The organism is Mucilaginibacter straminoryzae, assembly GCF_022953055.1.
In the GTDB taxonomy this organism is placed as follows: Bacteria; Bacteroidota; Bacteroidia; order Sphingobacteriales; family Sphingobacteriaceae; genus Mucilaginibacter; species Mucilaginibacter straminoryzae.
The window spans coordinates 128641-152610 of record NZ_JALJEJ010000010.1 but is presented as its reverse complement, the minus strand read 5'-3'; the positions used below and the strand labels follow the sequence as shown (position 1 = coordinate 152610).

Sequence of the window (23970 nt, the reverse complement as noted above, 5' to 3'; positions counted from 1 at the left end):
CCGCCTTTATACTTCCGGTTGATCGGCTTGACATCCACTTCATCAACCACCTGCTTCACGATACGTACCGGGTGACCTTCCGGTACCAACTCCTCCAGTTTATAAGGTAAAAACGTTAACTGGTCAGGGTCATATTCCTTAAAGACTACTTTGCCTCCCATGTCTTTAAGTTACTAAAAATATATCCCTTAAACAACAAGAGACTGCCCTTTTGAGACAGCCTCTTCGTTTAATGGCTACTGAACATGATTAGCCGTAGTCCTAGCCTATGCCTTTAACACAATCCATGTCGGCACAAAAAAAATTCTGGTAAATAAGAATTTGATTATGAATATGTTAAACCTAAATAAACTTTAACACTACATTTTTTTGAAAAAAAACTTTGCAGAAGCCATTTATAGATGTACTTTTGCACCACGCAAACGGGATGTAGCGTAGCCCGGTATCGCGCCACATTTGGGATGTGGAGGCCGCAGGTTCGAATCCTGCCATCCCGACAACAAGCGATACCAAACGTAAAAACCTCTGAACCGAAAGTTCAGAGGTTTTTTTATGAACAACCTGCTCAATTCCCGCCAAGTTATATCAGCTCAAGCAGAACTTTGTCTATACCCAGCATTATCCGGTTACTTTCAAAGAATCAATATAATTATCTTTGAATACTAAATGAAATTGCAGAACTACAGGGCTTCCTGTAAAGTTCCCGGATACTTCTGCTATCAATATTCCTTTCGATGCGGATTCTTCATATTTTAGTGGTTTCATCAAACTTTTGTACTTTTTGTTGGCATCTTCAATCCATTGGTAAATTTCTTCCTTTCCATTATGAGTCTTGCCTTCGTCGTGAACTATAGCCGTATCTGTGAAACACTCTGCATAGGTCTTGCTGTCGTAATTGTTTTGCGCGTTGACTAATTGGGTAACTACTGTTGGTAAATTCATGGTATTTGCTATTTAGATATAATTTTATGCTATTAAATTGTTGGTATGGTTCCTCCGTCTATGACGAAATTTGTTCCCGTTAAGTAATTGGCTCTTGGTGAAACCAGAAAGCCAACCAATTCGGCTACTTCTTCCGGTTCGGCAGGCCTACCGTAAGGTATACCACCCAATGCATCCATAACACCTTGCTGCGCTTCTTCTATCGTGCTATTTGCATTCCTTGCAATCTCACCCAACCACGATAGAGACGCTGTTGTATTTATCCACCCTGGCGAAACAGTTAATACCCGGACTCCTTTTGGTGTCACTTCATTTGACAAACTTTTGCTGTAATTGATTAATCCCGCTTTTGAAGCTGCATAAGGCAAGGTAGAATCGTATAGCGGCAATTTGCCCTGGATGGAAGCGATGTGAATGATAACTCCACTTTTTCGGTCAATCATTTGTGGTAAAAATCCCCGGTCAAGCCTGACAGGAGCAAGCAAATTAGCTTGAAGCGTTGATAACCAATCATCATCACTCAATGCTGAAAAACCACCGGCGGGTGTCGACGAAGCGCCAAGATTGTTAACCAGGATATCCAGCCTGCCATAGGTTGACAGCACTTCGCTGATTACCTTTTGCGCATCTTCTGCCTTGCTTAAATCGGAAGCGATAAAATGCAGGCTGCTATTTTCTTTTTCAGGAGTATTTCTTGCCGTTATAATTACAGTGGCACCAGCTTGCAACAGCCTTTCCGCAATAGCCTTACCGGCCCCTTTTGTACCTCCTGTTACCAGCGCAATTTTGCCTGATAGCTCATTTTGATAATCCATTCTAGCTTGTATTTAAAATTCTTTGTACAAATCTCTGAAGTACCTTAGCTCATCACAAGTACGGGGTTATGATTCAGATAGGGATAAATTTCTCCCCTATTGCATGGGTTGGGCTATAGGTTTAACTTTACGGTATGTACGAGAGGAAACTGATACCGAACCTTAAATGCGGCCTTGATCTGGTTGGTGAAGTACTATATGGCAAATGGAAGATACGTATGCTATGGTTCATTCACGAAGGCAACTTAAGGCCCAGTGAACTGCAACGTAAGATCCCGGACGCTACCAGACGAGTGCTGAATGTACAGTTGAAAGAGCTTGAAGATCATGAGTTAGTGACTAGAATAATCTACCCTGTAATGCCTCCAAAAGTAGAATATCGTCTTACTGACTTTGGCAAGACACTTATTCCGTTGATTTCTGCGATTGGCTTATGGGGTGACGAGCATCAGGAGCGACTGCGTAAGGTTATTATGAAACAATACGCACCATCACCAATTGATCCGGAAAACGTTTAGCTAATCAGACAGATTACCTTGCTATTATCCTGCTTAAGGTCTAACTATCTAATACAATTACCAGATCGCGCAATCTTTACAAAAAATCTCCGCTGCTTACAATACCTCACCGAGTCCAAGCGTTACAACTAAGAGAAGTAAATTTCAACAATAACTTTGTACGAGGAGAATTGCCAATGAACCCGCTACATTTTTCACAATTTGCAGAACTTAGCCAGACAGTTGGGCACCTGATCAAAAACCACTTAATTGTTGTCGGCACGGTAAGTACTGTAGCTAATCAAATTATTGTTTCTATTTCAAAATTCGATGTCGAGCACCGTTTGGGCTCATTACTTCAGCAGATTTACCTAACGGTTGATAAAGAGGTACCGGTACGCAAGCATGATCTATCGTTGATCATTCGTGATGAGGAAGGAGTGTATGAGAACACCTTTAAGATCTGGAAATCTGTTCCGTAGAACCATTTCTTAAACGCCTGGTTCTTTCTTTCCGAACCGCACGCGTTTTCTTAGTGGACCTTCGGCTAAAAGCATGAAAACGCCTGCGCAGAATTATATTACTTTTACGCATGACGCAACAGCAAGCCAATAACCCGCTTCATGGTAAAACTTTAGAAGCCATACTAAATGAACTGGTGGCTTATTATGGCTGGCCGGAACTGGGGACTCGCATTCGAATCAACTGTTTTAATGATAACCCGAGCATTAAATCCAGCCTGAAGTTTCTTCGTAAAACAGAATGGGCAAGAAAAAAGGTGGAAGACCTTTATATCTCTACCTCTTTTGTCAAATAAAATAAGAGGCTCCGCGTAGGCATATATCCCTAACCAACCATTGGTCTTAGTGCTTTTTCTTATTATTCATCTTGGCTTTTACACCGGCCCTGTAATTATAGGTTTTGGCATTGCTGGCTTTCTTTTCATGGAATGCTGCTCCGGGAGCATCAGCGTTAGTTTTCGCAGGCTTCTTAGGAGCAACGTCAGCAGAAGTGCGCTCTTTTTCAATGATCAAATCTTCAGGCAACTCTCCAGGTGGAATTTTCCTTCCTGTAGCCTGTTCAATTTTTTTAACTGCGGTTAATTCCAGATCTGTTGCGAAGGTAATCGCCATGGTTTCATTTTCAACACCTTCAGCATTAGTAATCATCCGATTGATGTAGGTTTCTTTCTCCACCGGTAATTCGAAATGGATCAGGAATGGGATGTCATCCAGATCTAATTGCTGTTGCCCCTCGTTAACAACAATCAGTACCCGGGTAGCTGAACTTTTAAATTCACCCATCGACGTAAACCCGTCCATATCAAAAAACCACGGATTTAGTATGGCCACGGTACTTTTACGGTCATGCAAGCTTTTGTAAAGTTTCTCGGCAGTCGGGCGGGTATTCACAAATAGCACTACCCTGGTAAACATTTCATCATCCTGCATAAACAAGTTCAGGAGGTTTACCTTAGTACCAAAGTTGGGCAGCAGATATAAGATCTGCGAATGCATTTCAAACTGGGGCTCCCCTATTTCTTCAACCTCGATGATAGCAGGCTGTTTCATAAAAGGAGCTATCATCTTGTTCAATCGCTCGTGCATAACTTCGGTAAAGACCAGGTGTTGGCACCGTGGGATGCTGTCCGCCAGTTCGGCAACGGGCAGTTGCAAACCTTGCTTAACAATCAGTTCGGCATCATCAATCACCAGCAACTCTATTTTATTTACATCCAGGCCAAGTTTCAGGTAAATGGCACGCGCCCGGTCTGGTGTGGCAACCACAATATCGGCGCCATCGGCCATGGCATCCATCTGGGCCTCTATACCCGGCGTAGCAAATAACGGGACAATCGATAGCGTTTTATTCTTATTCAGCTCGCCAATTTTAGCAATTACCTCTTCTACCCTTTCTTTATCAGGCATCAGTATTAAAACTTTGGGCACACCATCTGGCGTATAATTAAACTTATTGAGCGCGGCTAATATATAGGTAGTGGTTTTACCGCAGCCCTCGGGGCCAATGGCTATTACATCCTGACCGCCGTTAATGCGCGCTAACGTTTTTTGCTGAATTTCTTTAGGAGCAACGAAACCTGCTTCATTTAAAGATTGAATTAAGCCTTTTTTCAGCTTTAATTTTTCTAACCACGCCATATCTGATATTTAAAATCCCCGGAGGGCAACAAAGTTATTCTTTTTAAGGCGTATTACGGATGGGGATCTGAATGAAAAACAAGTGCTTCACTTAAAATATAATACAGAAACGTAACCGACGGATGTGCAGTTATCATATAAACGCTGGAAGATTAATCCATCCGTCGCCCGGGCTTACTTCACAATCTCGCTTAACATACCTCTGAAGATAAAATGGTGAAAAGGCAGCATGGCATACCAGTATAACCTGCCCGCTAACCCGTGCGGCCTGAAGGTAGCAGTTTGATGTACCTTATTCTCCTCGTCGATGCAAAACTCCAGCCACGCTTCTCCCGGCAATTTCATTTCTGCATAAAGCAATAATCTTTTTGTTTCCTTGTCGGCCAAAATCACCCGCCAAAAATCCAAGGCATCACCCGGACTTACCTCACTCGCATTTTTACGGCCGCGACGCAAGCCAACGCCGCCAAACAAACGATCGAGCCATCCCCTGAATGCCCAAAGCCAGTTTGCGTAATACCAACCCGAGCGGCCGCCGATGGCAAATATCTTTTCTTCGGAACGGGCAGCATCCTTCGCCTCCTCCACTTTTTTGTCCTGGAAAACGCCAAACTCTGGCACCTCAATATGGGCCGCTAAGCCCTGTTCAAAGACAGCGCTTCCCGCATCGTTCCATGACGACAAAACCATATTTTGCTCTATTTTATCGAAGGCCATCCTGATGGATTCCTTATACGGGATCAACTCGATATTTAAATGTTCTGCCAGATGATTAGGCGTCCCGATCACATCAATTTTCATACTATCCACCAGGTTTACTGCCAGGCGATAAGATGTCGACGTCATGAAGTACAGCCAATAGGAAGAAATCCGCGGTGTCATGACCGGTACCACAAAAATTTTTCGCTTTAACTGACGAACCTCTGCAAATTGCAACAACATCTGCTTATAGGTTAGGGTATCCGGACCGCAAATATCATAGTGTTGCCCATGGGTTGAATCATCGTTCAATACCCCAGAAAGGAACTGGATTACATTCCTGATCGCTATCGGCTGGCAACGGGTGTTCAGCCATTTAGGCGTAATCATCACAGGCAACTTCTCTACCAGATCCCTGATAATTTCGAAAGATGCACTGCCCGAGCCAACAATAATACCGGCCCTTAATGCAGTTACCGGAACGCTACCCTGCCTTAGCGCGTCTTCTACAGCTTTTCTGGATGATAAATGGGGCGACAATACTTTGCTGTTTACAATGCCGCCCAGATAGATCAGTTGACAGGCTTCGGTCTGGTCTAAATAGCGGGTAAAGTTTTCTGCTGATGCTTTTTCGCGGCTCTCGAAATCTTCGCCGTTCATGGAATGCACCAGGTAATAAGCGGCATCCACATTTTTCGGAAGCCTTTCGAGTGTTTCCCTGTTCAGCAAATCGCATTCGATCAGTTCTACCTGATGCGATTGATATTTTTTCAGGTCTACCCTGCCCTTGTCCCTCACCACACAAATCACCTGATGCCCGGCTTCTAAAAGTACAGGGAGCAGTCTTTTGCCGATATAGCCGGTAACGCCCGTTAAAAGAATTCTCATTACTACAGGTTCTGAAACATTAAATATCCGTTATGCAATATGCTTTTGCAAGCGCTTATACTGTTTATAATTTATCAAGTTTGTAATAACCCAGGTTGATCTGGTCTTCAACGCCATCGGCCTGCGGCACGAGCGCTATGCGGTAGCGTGCTTTATCTTCCGCAGATAACACATCTTCAATGCGGTAAACTTCGTCTACATCAATGCCGTATTTTTCGTCGATATGCGCACTCGCACCCTTCACTTTTGCGATACTATGTTGTTTAAAAAACTGGGTAGTGGTAGAAAACTTCACTGCCCCTTTACGGTCATCCTGCACCATTAGCAAAGTATAATGTTGCTCTTCCAGTTTACCGGTAAGATAACCGCCAAGATTCACAAAAAATAAACGTTTTGTATTCCCGGTGTTCGGCTGATCTGCAGGTATTACGCTTACCGCATAGCCATCCACATGCGTTATTTCGCGCCAGCCGTCTATATGCAGTGTATCACCAGCCTCGGGCCAGAATTGGTGCATTTGTGGTACCAGCTCTTTCAGGGTGTGACCAATACCGAAAAAGAAATCGTGCTGTTCTACCGTTCGTCCTGGGCCTTTTGACCCCAACAATACCATAAATAATTTCACTGTCTCCATCGTTGATTACGCAACCAATGCTTTAATAATTGTTGCTGAAGCGGCTTCACCAAAATCGAGGCCCGAGTAATCCGGGTTGAAACCACCGATGAACGGCACCGCCATAACATAGATCCGCTCGTTCAGCGCATTGTATTCGTCTACCGCCTGGAAGCTATCATTAATGGTAATACCGGGAACCAACAAGTAGTAGCGCCCCTCACGATCTTCTTTTACCTTATCATTGCCCTTATTCTTTTCCTCCATGGCCAGCTGCCGATCGCGGAAGTAAAGCCGTGCCGGACTGACCGTTTTATTATTGAACAAACCAGGATAAGGCAACTCTTCGTAAGAAAGATGGGGTTGCCCTATGCAGTCTACAAAAACACGGTAAGTATTGCTATGTTGAACGTTATCCTCATCGGTATAATGAAATATAATTCCCCCTTCTCCTACAGGTTCAACCTTGCTATCTGTACCAACTGCTACAATATCCAGGCAGCCGGCCTGGTGCATCGCCAGCATTTCTGCGGCAGAACTTTGGGGTACATACGCAATAACCACCGCAATCAGCGGCATCAATACCCGTTGCATACGCAGCATATCTTCGGCAGAAAAATACTTCGCGGGGTAGTTCATTGCAAAACTTAGTACACCCAGCATTTCTTTCCAGTAAATAGATTCGCGCCTTTTGATCGATTTCTCGGCTTCTGAAAACTCGGCAGCAAGCAACTTAAAGGCGTCGAGCCTTTCGCGCAACTCCATCACCATATTGACAAACTGCTCCATCGACAAGTCCCGGATACGTTCATAAAATTCTGGGTCGTTCTTTCGCACGCCTTCTTTAAAGTTCTTTTCGAAAACATAATCCAGCGGCAAAAATCCATCATTCGCTTGTCTTATCGAAGCAACTTCTTCCGCAGACAAGACTGTATTTTTTCCAAGGTGGGAATCGTCCAGATGAAAGCGAAGGGCCGGCAATAGCCCGTTTCGCGAATGCATCACGATACGGAATCCGTTACTTTCCGACTTCAGCTTATATTTTAATATCCCGTTCCTGCCCTTTTTAAAACTGCCGTTCTGACGGGCCAGGGTGCGGATAGCATCGATAGCCGTTAATGAGGAACCACGTATGGCAATGGCATAATCAGCGCTGAATTTTAATTTTGCAGGCGGGTAAGGCGAATCAAAATAACCAGAAATTTTATCTTCGTAGGTTTTAGGCCAGTAATGACCGGTACACACAATTACACGGTCATAACTTTTCTGCGTGTGCTCATCGCCAACCGTAACGATTACTTGCTGAAGGTCAGGATCATCCATTATATCGGAAACGGCACTGTTATAAAACACCTGCGTTTCTATCCCGTTTTTCTTGGCCTGTTGCTGCAAAAGCTTAAACTGGTCTGCCAGGTATTGCCCAAATAGTAAGCGTGGCAGTGTTTTATAGGCGTTAAACGTATTGGCGTCGATGCGATATTTGCGAAGTGTATCTTTAGGAACTGTATTAATCCATTCCGCTACCGGCGTAACCAGGTCCGGAATCTCATTTCCTGAAACATTGGTAATATGCTCGTCGTTAGCGCCGAGGTGGCTGTAAGGCATACCGGGGCCCAGCCTATCACCTTTTTCATAGATGTGAATTTCCAGTCCGGAATGGCCGCATTCGACCAGTCGTTTATACATAAAAAGCGCACTTGGCCCACCGCCAAGTATCGCGATAGTGAGTTGATCGGCTTTCAATTGATAAATTACTGAAAAAAAATCAGCAGTTCCTTATCAACGTATTATCAGGGATTTCTGTTTGATTGCAGAACACTATCCGTGCGGATACCGAATTGTATTTCGTTAAAAGAGAAATAACCTATAAAGATACTTATAGACTTAAAGCAATAGTCAACCAAATAACTACTGCCCCAAATTCTCTTAAGTATAGCTAATCCCGAATCGAACCAAAATTTATTTTAAATAACAATACAAAAACCAAAAAATATTTTTATATTTACAACTTATTAAAAAATAAAATAATGCAAAAAGAAGGAACAGTGAAATTTTTCAACAATCAAAAAGGTTTTGGATTTATTTCACAGAATGACAACAGGAACGAAATTTTCGTTCACGCTACAGGGCTTATCGGTGAGATCCGCGATAACGATCGGGTAAGCTACGATGTAGAAGAAGGCCGTAAAGGCCCGAGCGCGATTAATGTAAAAGTAATCTAAGACATCACAATACAACCTTTATAAAGCACCTGCGTTTACCGGCAGGTGCTTTTTTATGACATTACAGGGTAATTTGTGCTAACGCACAATAACCAAACTCATTTCGCGTTATAAATAAAATTAGCCATGGTTTACCGGCTTAACATTTGTAACATTTACTGATTATACAGCGCTTCAACCATTACGCGTTCAGCCCCAGTAAGTGCATCGGACAGTGAAAACACATTTTCTCTGTCTTCATACAGACTCTCCATACTATCAGCTTAGAAAATTAATTATATCCAGCTTTTCGGTATCTATTAGCTATTAACCGGAAGCAGTATTACATCACTATTAAATTTACCATAAAAACAAAAAAATGAGCAAAGACAAAGGCGGAAAAAACATCAAAAAAGCACCTTCTGCAAACGGAAAAAAAAATGAATCTGACTATCAGATAGGAAAAAAATCTGCAGGCAGTAACGACATTATTAATAAAAAGAAATAACATGACCAAACAAAGCATTATTCAAACCGCCAGGGAATATGTATATGATCTGGGGAACACGGCCAAAGAATTTGGATTTAAGAATACCGAAAGCTGGCAGCTTTCTTTGGTAACATCATCCGAAAGACGAACATTGGAACGCAGTCATCATCCAACCATTACTATTGCCCTGTTACCGGAATCTATTACAGAATTTGTAGCTGAAGTAAAAGCATCCATGATTCGCGCAAATACCATGTTTACGCGCGTTGGAAATATTGATTTACAAACAATGGAAAAACAGTTCCTTGTTGCTTACAATACCAACCGTCCGCGTTAATCTGCACAATCACTCCCCTATTTAAAAAAACTATCAATGCCTTTTTTAGAGCATGTATTACAACAACCCGCTTATGGATGGGCGGATGCCAACGGAAAACTGATAAAGCCTTCAACAAAACAGCTTCTTAAAGAATTTTGCAATAGAACTAATGTCTTTACGACCAAAAAGAATTGGCTGCCTTTTTTTAGCTGGTTAAAAGTACTTTTCCTTGTTCCGTTTTTTCTCGGATTTTTTATTTTTTTTCTACACTGGTGGACGATAGTTGCTGCCTTTGTTTATGGAATGATTATTATGGGAACGCACGGCACAATCTGGCATCACCGTTATTGTACACACGGCGCTTACAAATTCAGGAACAAATTCTGGCGGTTCGTTACTCAAAATCTGACTATTAATATTATCCCCGAAGAAATATATGTGATCTCCCACCATGTCCATCATACCAAATCTGACCAACCGGGAGACCCATATAATGCCCAGGCTGGTTTTCTTTATTGTTTTCTAGCAGATGTAAATCATCAGCCAATATCTAAAGACTTGAGTGAGGCCGATTATGCCCGCGTAAAGCGACTCATGGCGCATACTGGAGTAAAAGCTAACACTTATAGCCAATATCAATACTGGGGCTCTTACGCGCACCCCGCACGCGCCTTGCTTTCATGGATAGTTAATTGGTCTTTCTGGTATTTAACCTTCTATTTTATCGGCGGCCCTGCGCTGGCATGTTCATTGTTTGCAGCGGCGGGGATATGGGCGGTAGGTGTCCGTACATTTAACTACGATGGACATGGGCAAGGTAAGGATAAACAACGTGACGGTATAGACTATAACCGAAACGATAAATCTATCAACCAGTTATGGCCGGGATTGGTGGCCGGCGAATGGCACAACAACCATCATCTTTATCCCAAAAGCGCCCGGAGCGGCTTTAAAGCTCACCAGCTTGACCTTGCCTGGCAATACATTCGTTTTTTAAACAGGCTTGGCGCAATCAGTACTTATAAAGATTCAAAGCAAGCCTTCCTGGCGAAGTACGTCAGTGCTTCCTAAAGGCGATATTAAATTAAAATAACTATCGAGAAGGCAATTAAAATTATTCCTTCTATTTTAAAAACAGGCATATTAAGCCCAAAAGAAGAGATTAGGCTAACTTTCTTTGCCCGCTCATTCGTTTCCCCAGCCACCCGGACGATGAAAAGCAGAATGGTGTAAATTAAAAAGTCCGGACTAACACTTCCAGCAAAAATGATGCGGTGCCTGTCCGAACAGTATCCGGTTGCTATCATTTAAATTAATTGCCCACTTTTCCATACCCATGTTGTTAGCTCAACAACCTGCAGAAATAAGGGTTTTGATTATTAATTAATATCCAAAGACGCGGAAAGCTCTACAGTGTCGTCAAAGTCACTTTTCCTCCCCAACAGGGTAAAGTTTTCTGCAACGATCTCCGTAGTGGTTTTCAAAACCCCTTCCTTATCTTCGAAGTCCCTGGTACGAAGCTTTCCTTCCAGGTAAATTAGTTTGCCCTTTTTCAGGAATTTTGCGGCAACATCTGCCAGGCCACGCCACATCACAATGTTATGCCAGTCGGTTTGTTCAACTTTTTGCCCGTTCTGCATATTGGTCTGGCTGGTCGCCAGCGGAAAGCTGGTTACCGAAACGTCGCCCTGCAGTTTTCTTAATTCGGGATCCTTCCCCAAATGCCCAACTAAAATCACCTTGTTAATTCCCGTCATATTACAATTTTTAACTTGCTTTGCTTAAAGACATTGCAGTGTTCTGATGACCTACCTGAAGATTCTCAATCGCACAACCAATCGCATAAACCTGCGCCGGTGTCAAATCGTCTTCGTTACGCTGCATCCACTCATCATACAGATAGCATAGCATGTGTTGCCTGCCGTCTAAATTCACTAACCATACATGCTTGTCCTGATAGGTACCCGGGGTCACCTGAACTACGGTTGGTACACCATCTAATTCAACTATTACTTGATATCTCATAATGAATAAATTCCAATAATGCGTCTGTTTAAAATACTATGTCAATAACGCGCAAACTGATTAATGCTTTATTAAATAATTGTTATGGTTTATAGCTGGTCAGTTAATATTAATACAGACACCTGCGCTTATTTTAACTAAATATCAAAAACCTTACCATAATAGCTCATTCATATCAGGTCGCCTTCCCCTTATGATCCCAGTGATCTTTAATCAACTCACCATCAGCGCCTTCTTTTAATCGCCTAGCAAATCTTTCTCCTTTAATATTTCCATTTTCATCTTTTTGCCCGATAAATAAAAGGACAGGCCGCCCCCGTTCGTCTGTTTTAAAGGCCACGCAGGGCACTTAAACAAATTATGAAGGAACAGCAAATAACCGGTACGCCGGGCAAAGGCATTCTTGAAAATATCAAGGACACAATAATGCCGTAATTATTTTTACATAACTTTAAACAGGGTAAACAAATCCCTGTTTAAAGTTCATTATTGTATAACCTTAAAAAACATTTAAAATCATGAACAAAGGCTTCATTTCACCAGGCTTTCACAGCGTATTAGATTACATCGGCGGTCTTTTAATTGCATCATCTCCATGGTTGTTCGGTTTTGTACATCTGGGAGGGGCAGCACTATTTATTCCGCTTTTTTTGGGCTGTATGCAATTGGTGATGACCATTTTTACCGATCACCCGGGCGGGCTGATTAAAGTATTACCTTTTCAACTGCATTTAGTGCTGGATATGTTTTCCGGGTTTATCATCCTGGTATCGCCGTTCTTGTGGGGCTTTTGCAGTCATGTTTATTTGCCGCATCTTTTGCTTGGTTTACTCTCATTCTGTGCAGGCTTATTCACGCAGCCATCACCGTTTCTCGGCGATAAATTCCAACTGCTTGATTCCCGCGGGATGCAGCGAATTTAATAAACACCTACCTATGAAAACATTAATCAAATTTATAACATCTGTTCTTTCACCCTAAATTACACAGTGTAGCCAACTAAATAATACCTGAAGAAAGATCAGCAGAAGGATAAACAGACGCTAAGAAATCAGAATAAAGAAAACTGAACTGGTGCCTGTCGCTGCATAATCTCGCGACGTTGCGACACCGTGTTAGCGGGCTGCTCACCGCAAACGTAGTAAACGGGTGTTTCGTTATATCTTGAAGCAACGATAATTTCCGTTTGCCCGGCATGTTCGTCGAACAGGTTCTTCACCAGTTCGGGGTTATTATTATCTTTCGACAAGTGCGCTAAAAGCAAATGGCTCATGTAATCGGGCCGGTGCTGTTTAAAAAGCTCCAAAGCCTGCCTGTTAGAAAGGTGTCCGTTGCCGCCGCTGATCCGGCGTTTCAAATGCCATGGATAGCGGCCATTCATCAGCATGTCTTCGTCGTAGTTAGCTTCAAGAAATGCCGCATGGCAGGTGCTAAAACACTTTACCACATGTTCGCACGCCGAACCAATATCGGTGATAACGCCTACCCTTGTATTGTTAAAGCTTACAGTAAAGCTATGCGGTTCAGAAGCGTCATGAAATTTTGGGAAAGCCGTAATATTTAGGCCACCAATCATTACCGGTTCGTAAGCGGCAAACCGTCTGATAATCAGGGTATCATGGGTCAATCGCCCGTGGTATTGCGTACCGGGCGTAACATAAACCGGTAACTGATATTTTTTGGCTAAAACGGGTATCCCGCTGATGTGGTCGCTGTGTTCATGCGATACAAAAATGGCCTTTACGTTATCCATGCTCAGGCCAATGCGGGCCATTCTTTTTTCCGTCTCGCGGCAAGATATACCCGCATCAACCAGGATGGCTTCCTGCTCATTTCCCACATAGTAACAATTACCGTTACTGCCCGAATTTAAAGATGCAATGTATAAGCCCATTTCTAACCGCAAAGTAAACTATTCTTGCTAATATTTATAGCTAAGCACGCGAATTATTTAACACGGATTTTAAACCTGTTAAACGCTAACAAGTCTGTAAATTATAATATTGCAAGCATGTGATTTTTTTACTTGCATAAGTAAAAATTAATGCAATAATTTGCACAAAAAAACAAAACAGTAATAAACACATAAAAATGAACGTTCAGGGCATAAATAAACCGGTTTACAGAGCAAACTTTGCTCCTGTTGCCGCTGCTTTGAGTTTCACTTGTTTTGTTATCTCTCCGTCACGACGACGAATCTTCATTCCCCGGGTTTGATTAAGGTTAGCAAATTAACCATCTGCCACCCATAAAAGTGTCGAAACACTTTGTCCCTAAATTACATTATTTGATTACGGCGCAAGCCATGTTTTTAAAGGGTTTATTTAAATGACCATCAAAGATTTTAATATTATAGTTGCCTCAGACCAGCATGTTGATTACGCAGAGCAGATCACTACTGAAATGGCTGAATCTGCCAAAGCACGGGGCACCGGCATTGCACAACGTTCTCCGGAGTATGTAGCCAACAAAATGCTGGAAGGCAAAGCAGTAATTGCTTTTCATAAAGACGGTACCTGGGCAGGCTTCTGTTATATCGAAACCTGGAGCCACGGCGATTTCGTAGCCAACTCTGGCCTGATCGTTAATCCGCTTTACAGAAAAGCCGGATTGGCCAAAGCCATCAAGCAGGCGGTTTTCAAACTGTCCAGAACAAAATATCCCAACGCAAAAATATTCGGCTTAACTACGGGCCTGGCCGTCATGAAGATCAACTCCGAATTAGGTTACGAACCGGTTACGTATTCAGAACTAACCCAGGACGAACAATTTTGGCAGGGCTGCAGGAGCTGCATCAACTATGATATCCTGACAGCTAAAGGCCGCAAGAATTGCTTATGCACCGCTATGCTTTGGGACCCGGTTGAAAAGCAGAAGGAGTTTGAAGAAAAAATGAAAAAGCTTTCGAAAAAAGCTACCCTGCTCGAAAGAATTGAAAATGCGCTAAAATCGCGCACGGCAAAAGTGTTAACCCTGATAGGCCTTTCGGCCCTGATCAAATAATTTGACGGATACCCAAATCATGAAGAAAAAAGTAGTACTTGCTTACAGCGGCGGCCTTGACACCTCATTCTGCTGTATTTATCTCACTCAGGACCTGGGCCTTGAAGTGCATTCAGTTATTGTAAACACCGGTGGCTTCAGCGAAGAAGAGCTGAAAGGCGTTGAAGAGCGCGCTTACAAAATGGGCGTTACCTCGCACCATGTGGTGGACGAAACTGAAAACTTCTATAACACTTGTATCCGTTTTCTTACTTACGGCAACGTATTAAAGAATAACACCTACCCACTTTCTGTAAGTGCAGAACGTGTAAGCCAGGCAACTGCCATCGCTAACTACGCTAAAGAGATTGGTGCAGAATATGTAGCGCACGGTAGTACAGGTGCAGGTAATGATCAGGTTCGTTTCGACATGATCTTTAATATCCTGGTACCCAATGTTCAGATCCTGACCCCTATCCGCGACCTGAAACTGAGCCGCGAAGAAGAGATCGAGTACCTGAAGAAGCACGGTGTAGAAATGAACTTCGAAAAAGCGAAGTACTCTATCAACAAAGGAATTTGGGGAACATCTGTAGGCGGCAAAGAAACGCTTACTTCAAACCTTGGCTTACCAGAAGAAGCATGGCCTACGCAAGTTACTGCTACAGAGCCACGCAATATCGAATTAGAATTTAAACAAGGCGAACTGGTTGCTATTGACGGTGAAACTTATAGCCATACAACCAAAGCCATCCAGGCATTACAGGCAATCGCCCAGCCTTACGGCATTGGTCGCGATATCCACGTTGGCGATACCATCATCGGTATTAAAGGCCGTGTAGGTTTTGAGGCTGCTGCGCCGATGGTGATCATCAAAGCGCACCACACTTTAGAAAAACACGTATTGACCAAGTGGCAGCTTTCATGGAAAGATCAGTTAGCTTCTTTCTATGGTAACTGGTTGCACGAAGGGCAGTTCCACGACCCTATTATGCGTGATATTGAAGCGTTCCTTACCAGCACTCAGAAAAACGTGACCGGTAAGGTATTTGTTCAGCTGTACCCATACCGCTTCCAGGTAACCGGCATCGAGTCTGCTCACGACCTGATGTCAAACAAGTTTGGCAGCTACGGTGAGATGAACAACGCCTGGAGTGGTGAAGATGTAAAAGGCTTCTCAAAAATATTCGGTAACCAGGTGATGATCTATCACAAGGTGAATGCAACCCCTCAGTCCCCTGAAGGGGAAGCATAAAGCTTATAAAGTAAATGGAAGGAATATCTGATCAAAACTTTTCAAATGTACCCCCTTCAGGGGGCAAGGCGGGGATGCCAACGGTAATGGTTCCACTATCCGGAGGAAAAAAAGTTAAAGCCGGTATCATCGGCGGTGCTGGTTATACAGGCGGCGAATTGCTTCGTATCCTGATTAATCACCCCGACGTTGAAATCGTTTTTATCCACAGCAACAGCAACGCCGGAAATTATATTCACCAGGTACACACAGATCTGTTTGGCGAAACGGAACTAAAATTCACCGACGAAATGGTGTTCAACATTGATGTGCTTTTCCTTTGTGTTGGTCATGGTGATGCCCGCAAGTTTTTAGCGGCAAACCCTTTTCCGGCTAACGTTAAGGTGATTGACCTGAGTACAGATTTTCGCCATACGGAAAACGCTGTTATTGACTATGAAGGCACAGAACATACTTCGCGCACTTTCGTGTACGGATTACCTGAGTTAAACCGTGAGCAGATTAAGGAAGCCGAAAACATTGCCAATCCAGGCTGCTTCGCAACTTGTATTCAACTGGGCCTGTTGCCATTGGCAGCAAAAGGCAAACTAAATGCGGAAGTGCATATCACTGCTACAACCGGTTCTACCGGCGCAGGCCAAAGCCTGGCGCAAACTTCGCACTTCACCTGGCGTAACGATAACCTGTCTGTTTACAAAGCGTTCGATCATCAGCATCTGAAAGAGATCGGCCAGTCCCTAACGCAACTGCAATCCGGGTTCGATCAGGACATAAACTTTATTCCCTATCGGGGCGACTTTACCCGAGGCATCATTGCCTCGATATATTTAGATAGCGACCTTACTGCCGAGGAAGCAGTAAGCCTGTATACCGATTATTACGCTGCTCATCCTTTTACCCACGTTACCACGCGTAACATAGATCTGAAACAGATTGTAAACACCAATAAGTGTTTCATTCAGGTTCAGAAAAAGGGCGAAAAGTTATTCATCATTAGCATTATGGATAACCTGCTGAAAGGAGCATCGGGCCAGGCGGTACAAAACATGAACTTATTATTCGGCTTAGAAGAAACTGCCGGTTTAAAACTGAAAGCAGTGGCATTTTAGGCCCCACTTCAGAATATATATAGTCTCGTCATTACGAGGCACGAAGCAATCTCATCACATTGATATTGGGGATTGCTTCTTCGCCTAACGGCGAATCGCAATGACGACTTAAACAATATTACAATGAAACTTTTTGATGTATACCCAATAAATCCAATTAATATAGTTAAAGGCCATGGAAGCCTTGTGTTCGACGAGAACGGTCAGGAATACCTGGATCTTTACGGCGGTCATGCTGTTATATCTATCGGTCATACCAATCCGCACTATGTAAAACGCATAGAAGATCAGTTACACCAAATTGGTTTCTATTCAAATTCTATAGAAATTCCTTTGCAAAAGCAACTGGCAGAAAAGCTGGGTAAAGTTTCCGGCAAGGAAGATTATCAACTATTCCTGATCAACTCTGGCGCAGAAGCCAATGAGAATGCGCTTAAACTGGCATCATTCTACAACGGTAAAAAGAAGATTATTGCTTTCAAAAAGTCATTCCACGGGCGTACCTCTTTGGCAGTGGCCGCTACAGACAATCCTAAGATTGTAGCACCGGTAAATGAAACGGATAACGTTATCTTTCTACCGTGGTGCGACGAGCAGGCTTTAGAGCTGGCCTTTCATCAGCATGAAGTATCTTCTGTCATCATAGAAGGTATTCAAGGTGTTGGGGGTATCCAGGTAGCAAGCGAAAGCTTCCTGCAAAAGATCAGAACATTGTGCGACGAGCATAACGCTGTTTTTATTGCCGATTCTGTACAATGCGGTTATGGCCGTACCGGCAAGTTCTTTTCACACGATTTTGCGGGTGTTGATGCCGACATCTACACCATGGCTAAAGGTATGGGTAATGGCTTCCCGATCGGTGGTATCATTATTTCGCCAAAGATCCAACCTGCTTACGGCATGCTGGGCACTACCTTCGGCGGTAACCACCTGGCCTGCGCTGCGGCATTAGCCGTATTGGAAGTAATTGAGCAGGAAAACCTGATGCAAAACGCTGCTGAAGTTGGCGGATACCTGATCGGCGAGCTGAAGAAGTTCGACAAGGTGAAGGAAGTAAGAGGACGCGGATTGATGATCGGCATAGATCTTCCTGAAGAGCTGGCGAACGCTAAAAAAGATCTGTTGTTCAAGCATCACATCTTTACCGGAGAAGCAAAACCGAACGTTATCAGGTTGTTGCCTGCCTTGAACTTAACAAAAGCACATGCCGACAGATTCCTGGAAGCTTTTAAAACTGTAATACAATAAACTAAAACCTTGAACTGCCTCTCTGATTGAGAGGCAGTTAGGGAGAGGCCAACATGAAAAATTTTACTTCTGTTCACGACGTTAGTAACCTGCAGCAACTGGTGCAGGAAGGTTTGCACCTGAAGCAAAACCCGTATGCTTACAAGCAACTGGGCGAAAACAAAACCATTGCACTGGTATTCCTGAACCCCAGTCTTCGTACCCGCATGAGCACGCAAAAAGCAGCGCTTAATTTGGGCATGAATGTAATGGTGCTGAACATGGATAAAGAAGGCTGGGCTTTAGAACTGCAAGACGGCGCCATAATGAACCATACTTCTGTGGAACACGTGAAAGAAGCCGCCGCTGTATTAGGGCAGTACGCAGATATCATCGGCATTCGCTCATTCCCTGGCTTGAAAAACCGTGACGAGGACTATTCGGAAGCGGTTTTTAACAAATTTGTAAAGTATTGCGGCGTACCGGTGGTAAGCCTGGAATCTGCCACACGCCACCCTCTACAAAGTTTGGCTGATCTGATCACGATTGAAGAATTAAAAACCCGTCCCCGGCCAAAAGTGGTACTAACGTGGGCGCCTCATGTGAAGGCCTTGCCGCAGGCGGTGCCAAACTCTTTTGCCGAATGGATGTGCCAGGCAGATGTAGATTTTGTGATTACCCATCCAAAAGGATACGAGCTGGCAGAAGAGTTTACCAAAGGCACTACGATAACTTATAACCAGGATGAAGCTTTAGCAGATGCGGATTTTGTGTATGTAAAAAACTGGTCGGCATATGAGCCTTATGGCAAAGTATTACCGGGCAACGAAGAATGGATGCTGACCTTAGAGAAACTGAAAGCAGGAAACCAAACCAAGGTGATGCACTGCCTGCCGGTAAGAAGAAACGTAGAACTAAGCGACGAGATCTTAGATAGCGATAGCAGTGTGGTAATCCACGAAGCTGGCAACCGCGTTTGGGCGGCGCAGGCCGTACTTAAACAAATGTTAGAAAGCTTGTAATGTACGTTACCAAACCTTTCCATTTCAGCAGCGACCTGGAAGCGGTTGAGTTTATCAAACGCTACAGTTTTGGCGCGCTGGTAACGGTGGAAGCTGGTTTGCCGGTAGCTACACACATCCCCTTTTCTATTCATACCGAAGGCGAGAAGCTTGTATTAAGCTCGCACATTGCCTTAGCGAACAACCAGAGCGCGACACTAACAACAGGTAAAGCTTTGGTGATCTTTACCGAGCCGCACGCTTATATTTCGCCTGCCCATTACGAGAAAGAGTTAAGCGTCCCTACTTGGAACTACATTGCCGTACACGCTTACGGCGAGGTAACATTAATTACTGATGACGAGGGTAAACTGAAATCATTGGAAGAAATGATCCTTACCTACGATACTAACTATTTCAAACAGTGGAAAAACCTGCCCCAGGACTGGAAACTGAAGATGATTAAGGGCATTACCGCATTTGAAGTTACAGTAACGGATTTACAGGGTAAGAAAAAACTTAGCCAGAACCGTACCGATGTAGAAAGGGCCAACATCATCAATTCGTTCGCTAAAAGTACAGATCAGAACGAGCGGGACATTGCAGAATACATGCGCACAACGCACTAAGATGTACGTTGGTACATAACTACCAACGTACATCATTTTCTTCTTTAGTCGTGACCTTCCAGCTTTACAAGCTTATTGTAAGTACCCAGCAATAAGAATGGAGCTGCCCACTGCCCTACAAACAAGGCCGTTTTTTCTTTACCTAATATCTTTAACGTGGCCGATGCGCCCATTGAAGCCAAGGCTGCCCACAAGAAAATGTCAGAAGGTAGCTTTGCAGTTTGTTCTTCGATAGCTTTCGCTACTGTTCCCTCGCTGTGTTCCGGATTGAAATTCGTTGCCATAGATAACTGTTAATTTTTTTAGTTCCAAATGACAACATCTATATTTATTAATTGTTAGTTAAATAATGAAATTAATATTTAACTAAGGAACGATTCAGTTCACGAAGTACTTTCATCGTTATAGCGGCTGTTGATCAACCTGTTCAACGTAAGGCCCTGCACAATCACAGAGAATATGACGATGAAGTAACAACTCGAAAGGATGATATACCGGTATTTGTTATGCGGCAGTGACAGCGCCAGTGCGATAGAAATCCCTCCCCTGATGCCGGCCCAGGTAAGCACATTAATGTTATGGTAGTTTACTTTAAGCGATCTTCTAAGAAAAGTCAGCGGGAAGGCGATACTCAACCAGCGCGCTACCAACACCAGTACAATGGCAATACTGCCCGTTAGCCAGAAATTAGTGATAAAAGGTAAAGTAACCATTTGCAGGCCAATCAGTACGAACAGGATGGTATTCAGCATTTCGTCAATCAATTTCCAGAACCTTTCTAACGACTGGTGCGAAGTTTCATCGCGGGAAGCATTGATACTTTTGGTACCAATAAACAAACCTGCTGAAACAACAGCCAGCGGAATAGAGAGCTTCCAATAAATACAGGCGACTGAAATACCCATTACCGTACCGATAGATAGCAACACAATGGTTTGGAAATCGGTGATGGAACGCATCAGCTTATTTACAGCAAAACCAACCATCAAACCAAAACCTACCCCTCCGAACACCTCCCTTAAAAACAACAATGCAGTTTTACCTAAATTAAAAGCATCTTCATTACGGTAGGCAATCTCAAGAATCGTGGTAAAAAGCACTAAGCCTACGCCATCGTTAAACAGCGACTCCCCGGCAATTAATACCTCGAGGTGTGAAGAAAGCTTAGATCCCTTTACAATTCCGGCTACAGCAACTGCATCCGTAGGTGAAACCAGCGAACCGAACAATAGGCAGTAGATCAAGGGAATTTTTATACCCAGTAAACCGGTGATCAGGAAGAATAAGCCACCGAAGATAAATGTAGAGATGATAACACTCAGCGTACTTAGTACCATCACCGAACGCATTTCGCGCTTCAGCTTGTTGGTATCAAAATTAAAGGAGCCGGCAAAAAGCAGGAAGCCGAGCATTATGTTTAATACCGCTTCAGAAAAATCAATGCTCTTGGCAAGCCTCGTCAGGAAATCGGCTACGGAAGGATGAACCTTGTCAACAACGATAATGAGTACCGATACCGCGGTAGCGATAAACATGATACCGATAGTTGCCGGTAGCTTTACAAACCGCGCATTGATATAGGAATAAAACGCGCTGATAATTACCAGCAGCGTGATGATAATAAAAAGGTTCATGCCCGCTTACTAACAGCAGATAGCCGATTGCTGTTTTAAGATAATGATTATCAGAAGCATTATCAACAATCGGCAATGTCTGAAAACTACTTAGATATCGGGTCTGCCATCATTGTTTTGGTATCAAAATACCGTACAATCATCCTGTTATCGCTGTTTTTGGTGAAATAATTCACTGCCCAGCTTAAAAACACGATCAATTTATTGGTGAATCCTGCCAGCGACATAATGTGTACAAACAACCACAACACCCAGGCAAAAAATCCCTGGAACTTCAGTTTTCGGATGTCTGCCACGGCCTGGTTACGGCCAACAGTTGCCATGGTGCCTTTGTCAAGATATTTAAATGGCTGTGTGGGTTTGTTATTAATGATGTTGATGATATTCTTTGCCAGGTGTTTACCTTGTTGCATCGCCGCGGGTGCAACGCCTGGATGCCCATTTGGCGTATCCGGTGTAATCATCGCGGCTACATCACCTATGGCAAAAATATTCTGGAAACCTTTAATCCGGTTAATTTCATCAACCACAATACGCGCCCCTTTGCCCACCACTTCCTTTGGTAAACCATCGGGCACCTCGCCCCTAACACCGGCAGCCCAGAAAACATTACGGGTCCGGATGTTCACGCCGTTATCAATTTTCACCAGGTTACCGTCATAGCTGGTCACATGCACATCGTTATAGATGATCACCCCCTTATCTTCCAGGTATTGTTTAGCTTTTTTAGAAGCCCCTTCAGACATGGCCGCTAACAGTTCCGGCTTCCCTTCAGCGATGTATACTTTCATATCCTCTGGTTTTAAACCGGGGTAATCCAGACTAAGGGCGTGTAAACGCATCTCTGCCAGCGCACCGGATAGCTCTACACCGGTTGGTCCGCCGCCTACAATAACAAATGTCAGTAAGGCGTTGCGCTCTTCCTTATCAGCGGTGACCAGCGCTTTTTCAATATTCTGCAGTACCAGGCTCCGGATGTTCAGCGCTTCGGGAATGTTTTTCATCGGCATGGTAAAATGCTCAATCTCGTTATTCCCGAAAAAATTGGTATTTGCACCTGTTGCAATTACCAGGTAGTCGTATTTAATATCGCCGATATTCGTCGTCACCGTATTCGTTTCAGGATTGATCCGCTGCACATCGGCCAGGTGGAAGGTGAAATTTTTCTGGTGATTGAATATCCGCCGGATTGGGAAACCTATCGCATCCGCTTCTATAGCTCCCATGGCTACCTGGTATAAAAGCGGTTGAAAGGTGTGGTAATTGTGTCTGTCGAGCATGAGTACCTCTACGGGTTGCCCTTTCAGTTTTTTTGCGAGTTGAGTACCGCCAAACCCGCCACCGATTATTAAAACCCTCGGCGTACCGGGCGTGGTTTGTTGTAGATCCATATAAATGTTAAAAGCTATCTTTCAAAAATTTGTTTGTTAGCTGCACCCCACTTGGTAAAGTTATATTTTCTATCTCACCATTTTATGTCACGATTTGGACATATTATACTATTTTAGTCAGCTAATTATGGCAGGAAAAAAGCTTGTTTTATTGGGCTGTATGCTCTGGTTTTTTACGGCTGCTTTAGGGCAGATAAAACCGGTTGACAGCCGCACAGACGGAAAATATGTTAAGGTAAATGGCGCTAATTTATGGGTAGTAACCGTAGGTGAAGGCGACCCGGTTATATTTATTGCCGGCGGGCCAGGTGGTGCTCACCCCGGTCTGCGGAGCTTTGATAAACTGGCCGAAAACCATCACCAGCTAATCTACTTCGATGCTTTCGGTCGGGGGAAATCTGACACCGCAAAGAACGTTACCGAATACACCCTTCAGCGCGATATTGATGATATTGAAGGATTACGCAAAGCACTGCACCTGGATAAAATCACTGTTCTGGGGCACTCGTATGGCGGTGTGGTTGCGCAAGGCTATGCGCTGCAATACTCCCGGCATTTGAGCCACCTGATACTGGCGAATACCTTCCACAGCTTTGTGATGTGGCAGGAAAACGACGACAATTCTAATCACGAGATTAAAGAAAACTACCCCGAAGTTTGGCAGGAACTGATGGCCTACCGCGAAAAAGGCGGCATTTCCAGCGATGCCAAACACCAGGATATTTATGGCCGGGTACCCTACGGCTTTTTGTATGCCTACAATCCTGCCCGTTTTGAAGGCCGTGGCAGCAAGCCCTACCCTAACCCCATGAATACGAAATTGTACTACCAGATGGTGGGCAAAGACGGTGATTTTATCGTGGGAAGCGATATCGGCACTTTTGATTACCGCAAGGAATTGAAAAACCTAAAAATGCCGGTATTGATCATCGGCGGCCGTTACGACCGCGTTGCCGTGCCATCCATGATGGTAAAGTTTAAAGAATACTGCCCGCAGGCAACCTTCGTGATGTTTGAAAAATCTGGACACAACCCGCAGGTAGAAGAACCCGAAAAGGAATTTCCGGTGATCAATTCGTTTTTAGCTAAGTAAT

Annotated in this window: 28 protein-coding genes and 1 tRNA gene; 16 read left to right on the top strand and 13 right to left on the bottom strand. The window is 43.8% G+C overall.

Annotated elements, in window-relative coordinates; translation table 11 throughout:
• Positions 1–423: 423 nt before the first annotated feature.
• Positions 424–497 (top strand) — tRNA-Pro (locus MUY27_RS17845).
• A gap of 121 nt (positions 498–618) precedes the next feature.
• Here the strand turns inward: MUY27_RS17845 and MUY27_RS17840 are convergent.
• Both MUY27_RS17840 and MUY27_RS17835 read right to left on the bottom strand, forming a co-directional pair.
• On the bottom strand, positions 619–942 hold the full coding sequence (locus tag MUY27_RS17840) for a nuclear transport factor 2 family protein (protein WP_245132327.1): 324 nt from the start codon (positions 940–942) through the stop codon (positions 619–621).
• 32 nt (positions 943–974) lie between these two features.
• Positions 975–1757: an SDR family oxidoreductase gene (locus MUY27_RS17835; RefSeq protein WP_245132325.1), complete on the bottom strand. Its 783-nt coding sequence runs from the start codon at positions 1755–1757 to the stop codon at positions 975–977.
• Between the two features lie 134 nt (positions 1758–1891).
• Between MUY27_RS17835 and MUY27_RS17830 the strand changes: the two genes are divergently transcribed.
• The 3 genes from MUY27_RS17830 to MUY27_RS17820 all read left to right on the top strand — a co-directional run bounded on the left by MUY27_RS17830 (position 1892) and on the right by MUY27_RS17820 (position 3071).
• Positions 1892–2275, top strand: coding sequence for a winged helix-turn-helix transcriptional regulator (locus MUY27_RS17830; protein ID WP_245132324.1), 384 nt, complete (start codon positions 1892–1894; stop codon positions 2273–2275).
• Between the two features lie 176 nt (positions 2276–2451).
• Positions 2452–2736, top strand: coding sequence for a hypothetical protein (locus MUY27_RS17825; RefSeq protein ID WP_245132322.1), 285 nt, complete (start codon positions 2452–2454; stop codon positions 2734–2736).
• Positions 2737–2846: 110 nt separating this feature from the next.
• Positions 2847–3071 carry a VF530 family protein gene (locus MUY27_RS17820; protein ID WP_245132319.1) on the top strand — a complete coding sequence of 75 codons (225 nt, stop codon included), beginning with the start codon at positions 2847–2849 and terminating at the stop codon, positions 3069–3071.
• Positions 3072–3117: 46 nt separating this feature from the next.
• On the opposite strand, the gene MUY27_RS17815 is transcribed toward MUY27_RS17820, so the two are convergent.
• The 4 genes from MUY27_RS17815 to MUY27_RS17800 all read right to left on the bottom strand — a co-directional run bounded on the left by MUY27_RS17815 (position 3118) and on the right by MUY27_RS17800 (position 8356).
• On the bottom strand, positions 3118–4413 hold the full coding sequence (locus tag MUY27_RS17815) for a DEAD/DEAH box helicase (protein ID WP_245132317.1): 1296 nt from the start codon (positions 4411–4413) through the stop codon (positions 3118–3120).
• 174 nt (positions 4414–4587) lie between these two features.
• On the bottom strand, positions 4588–6000 hold the full coding sequence (locus MUY27_RS17810; protein ID WP_245132314.1) for an SDR family oxidoreductase: 1413 nt from the start codon (positions 5998–6000) through the stop codon (positions 4588–4590).
• A gap of 64 nt (positions 6001–6064) precedes the next feature.
• A complete protein-coding gene (locus MUY27_RS17805) occupies positions 6065–6634 on the bottom strand; it encodes a DUF1543 domain-containing protein (protein ID WP_245132313.1) in 570 nt (189 codons plus the stop codon).
• 6 nt (positions 6635–6640) lie between these two features.
• Positions 6641–8356 carry an FAD/NAD(P)-binding protein gene (locus MUY27_RS17800; RefSeq protein WP_245132310.1) on the bottom strand — a complete coding sequence of 572 codons (1716 nt, stop codon included), beginning with the start codon at positions 8354–8356 and terminating at the stop codon, positions 6641–6643.
• A gap of 284 nt (positions 8357–8640) precedes the next feature.
• On the opposite strand from MUY27_RS17800, the gene MUY27_RS17795 reads away from it, so the two are divergent.
• From MUY27_RS17795 to MUY27_RS17785, 4 genes are all read left to right on the top strand, one after another.
• Complete coding sequence (locus tag MUY27_RS17795; RefSeq protein ID WP_245132307.1) at positions 8641–8835, top strand: cold-shock protein; 195 nt, start codon at positions 8641–8643, stop codon at positions 8833–8835.
• Between the two features lie 358 nt (positions 8836–9193).
• Positions 9194–9322 carry a hypothetical protein gene (locus MUY27_RS20595; protein ID WP_262918352.1) on the top strand — a complete coding sequence of 43 codons (129 nt, stop codon included), beginning with the start codon at positions 9194–9196 and terminating at the stop codon, positions 9320–9322.
• A 1-nt stretch (position 9323) separates the two neighbouring features.
• Positions 9324–9641: a hypothetical protein gene (locus tag MUY27_RS17790; RefSeq protein ID WP_245132305.1), complete on the top strand. Its 318-nt coding sequence runs from the start codon at positions 9324–9326 to the stop codon at positions 9639–9641.
• Between the two features lie 36 nt (positions 9642–9677).
• The gene (locus MUY27_RS17785; RefSeq protein WP_245132303.1) at positions 9678–10694 is read left to right on the top strand and encodes a fatty acid desaturase; all 1017 of its coding nucleotides are present in this window, start codon (positions 9678–9680) and stop codon (positions 10692–10694) included.
• 8 nt (positions 10695–10702) lie between these two features.
• Here the strand turns inward: MUY27_RS17785 and MUY27_RS17780 are convergent, their stop codons facing one another.
• From MUY27_RS17780 to MUY27_RS17770, 3 genes are all read right to left on the bottom strand, one after another.
• Entirely contained in the window at positions 10703–10930 is a 228-nt protein-coding gene (locus MUY27_RS17780) for a hypothetical protein (protein WP_245132300.1), read from the bottom strand.
• Between the two features lie 72 nt (positions 10931–11002).
• On the bottom strand, positions 11003–11380 hold the full coding sequence (locus MUY27_RS17775; protein ID WP_245132298.1) for a single-stranded DNA-binding protein: 378 nt from the start codon (positions 11378–11380) through the stop codon (positions 11003–11005).
• A gap of 10 nt (positions 11381–11390) precedes the next feature.
• The gene (locus MUY27_RS17770) at positions 11391–11648 is read right to left on the bottom strand and encodes a hypothetical protein (protein WP_245132296.1); all 258 of its coding nucleotides are present in this window, start codon (positions 11646–11648) and stop codon (positions 11391–11393) included.
• Positions 11649–12166: 518 nt separating this feature from the next.
• Between MUY27_RS17770 and MUY27_RS17765 the strand changes: the two genes are divergently transcribed.
• Positions 12167–12571: an SPW repeat domain-containing protein gene (locus MUY27_RS17765; RefSeq protein WP_245132295.1), complete on the top strand. Its 405-nt coding sequence runs from the start codon at positions 12167–12169 to the stop codon at positions 12569–12571.
• A gap of 128 nt (positions 12572–12699) precedes the next feature.
• Here the strand turns inward: MUY27_RS17765 and MUY27_RS17760 are convergent, their stop codons facing one another.
• Entirely contained in the window at positions 12700–13542 is an 843-nt protein-coding gene (locus tag MUY27_RS17760; RefSeq protein WP_245132293.1) for an MBL fold metallo-hydrolase, read from the bottom strand.
• Positions 13543–13976: 434 nt separating this feature from the next.
• Here MUY27_RS17760 and MUY27_RS17755 point away from each other — a divergent pair, with 434 nt between their 5' ends.
• From MUY27_RS17755 to MUY27_RS17730, 6 genes are all read left to right on the top strand, one after another.
• Complete coding sequence (locus tag MUY27_RS17755) at positions 13977–14651, top strand: GNAT family N-acetyltransferase (protein WP_245132290.1); 675 nt, start codon at positions 13977–13979, stop codon at positions 14649–14651.
• Between the two features lie 19 nt (positions 14652–14670).
• Positions 14671–15885, top strand: a complete 1215-nt coding sequence (gene argG, locus MUY27_RS17750) for an argininosuccinate synthase (protein ID WP_245132289.1) — start codon at positions 14671–14673, stop codon at positions 15883–15885.
• Positions 15886–15971: 86 nt separating this feature from the next.
• Positions 15972–16994: an N-acetyl-gamma-glutamyl-phosphate reductase gene (gene argC / locus MUY27_RS17745; protein WP_245132332.1), complete on the top strand. Its 1023-nt coding sequence runs from the start codon at positions 15972–15974 to the stop codon at positions 16992–16994.
• A gap of 123 nt (positions 16995–17117) precedes the next feature.
• Complete coding sequence (locus MUY27_RS17740) at positions 17118–18242, top strand: aspartate aminotransferase family protein (protein WP_245132288.1); 1125 nt, start codon at positions 17118–17120, stop codon at positions 18240–18242.
• A 53-nt stretch (positions 18243–18295) separates the two neighbouring features.
• Positions 18296–19243, top strand: a complete 948-nt coding sequence (locus MUY27_RS17735) for a Rossmann-fold NAD(P)-binding domain-containing protein (protein ID WP_245132286.1) — start codon at positions 18296–18298, stop codon at positions 19241–19243.
• Positions 19243–19851 (top strand): FMN-binding negative transcriptional regulator, encoded by a 609-nt coding sequence (locus MUY27_RS17730; protein WP_245132283.1) that lies wholly within the window; start codon positions 19243–19245, stop codon positions 19849–19851. Before MUY27_RS17735 ends, MUY27_RS17730 begins: the two co-directional genes overlap by 1 nt.
• 44 nt (positions 19852–19895) lie before the next feature.
• Here the strand turns inward: MUY27_RS17730 and MUY27_RS17725 are convergent, their stop codons facing one another.
• The 3 genes from MUY27_RS17725 to MUY27_RS17715 all read right to left on the bottom strand — a co-directional run bounded on the left by MUY27_RS17725 (position 19896) and on the right by MUY27_RS17715 (position 22876).
• Positions 19896–20135, bottom strand: a complete 240-nt coding sequence (locus MUY27_RS17725; protein ID WP_245132281.1) for a hypothetical protein — start codon at positions 20133–20135, stop codon at positions 19896–19898.
• Positions 20136–20234: 99 nt separating this feature from the next.
• The gene (locus tag MUY27_RS17720) at positions 20235–21485 is read right to left on the bottom strand and encodes a cation:proton antiporter (protein WP_245132279.1); all 1251 of its coding nucleotides are present in this window, start codon (positions 21483–21485) and stop codon (positions 20235–20237) included.
• Positions 21486–21571: 86 nt separating this feature from the next.
• On the bottom strand, positions 21572–22876 hold the full coding sequence (locus MUY27_RS17715; protein WP_245132278.1) for an NAD(P)/FAD-dependent oxidoreductase: 1305 nt from the start codon (positions 22874–22876) through the stop codon (positions 21572–21574).
• Between the two features lie 160 nt (positions 22877–23036).
• On the opposite strand from MUY27_RS17715, the gene MUY27_RS17710 reads away from it, so the two are divergent.
• Positions 23037–23969: an alpha/beta fold hydrolase gene (locus MUY27_RS17710; protein WP_245132276.1), complete on the top strand. Its 933-nt coding sequence runs from the start codon at positions 23037–23039 to the stop codon at positions 23967–23969.
• Position 23970 lies beyond the last annotated feature (1 nt).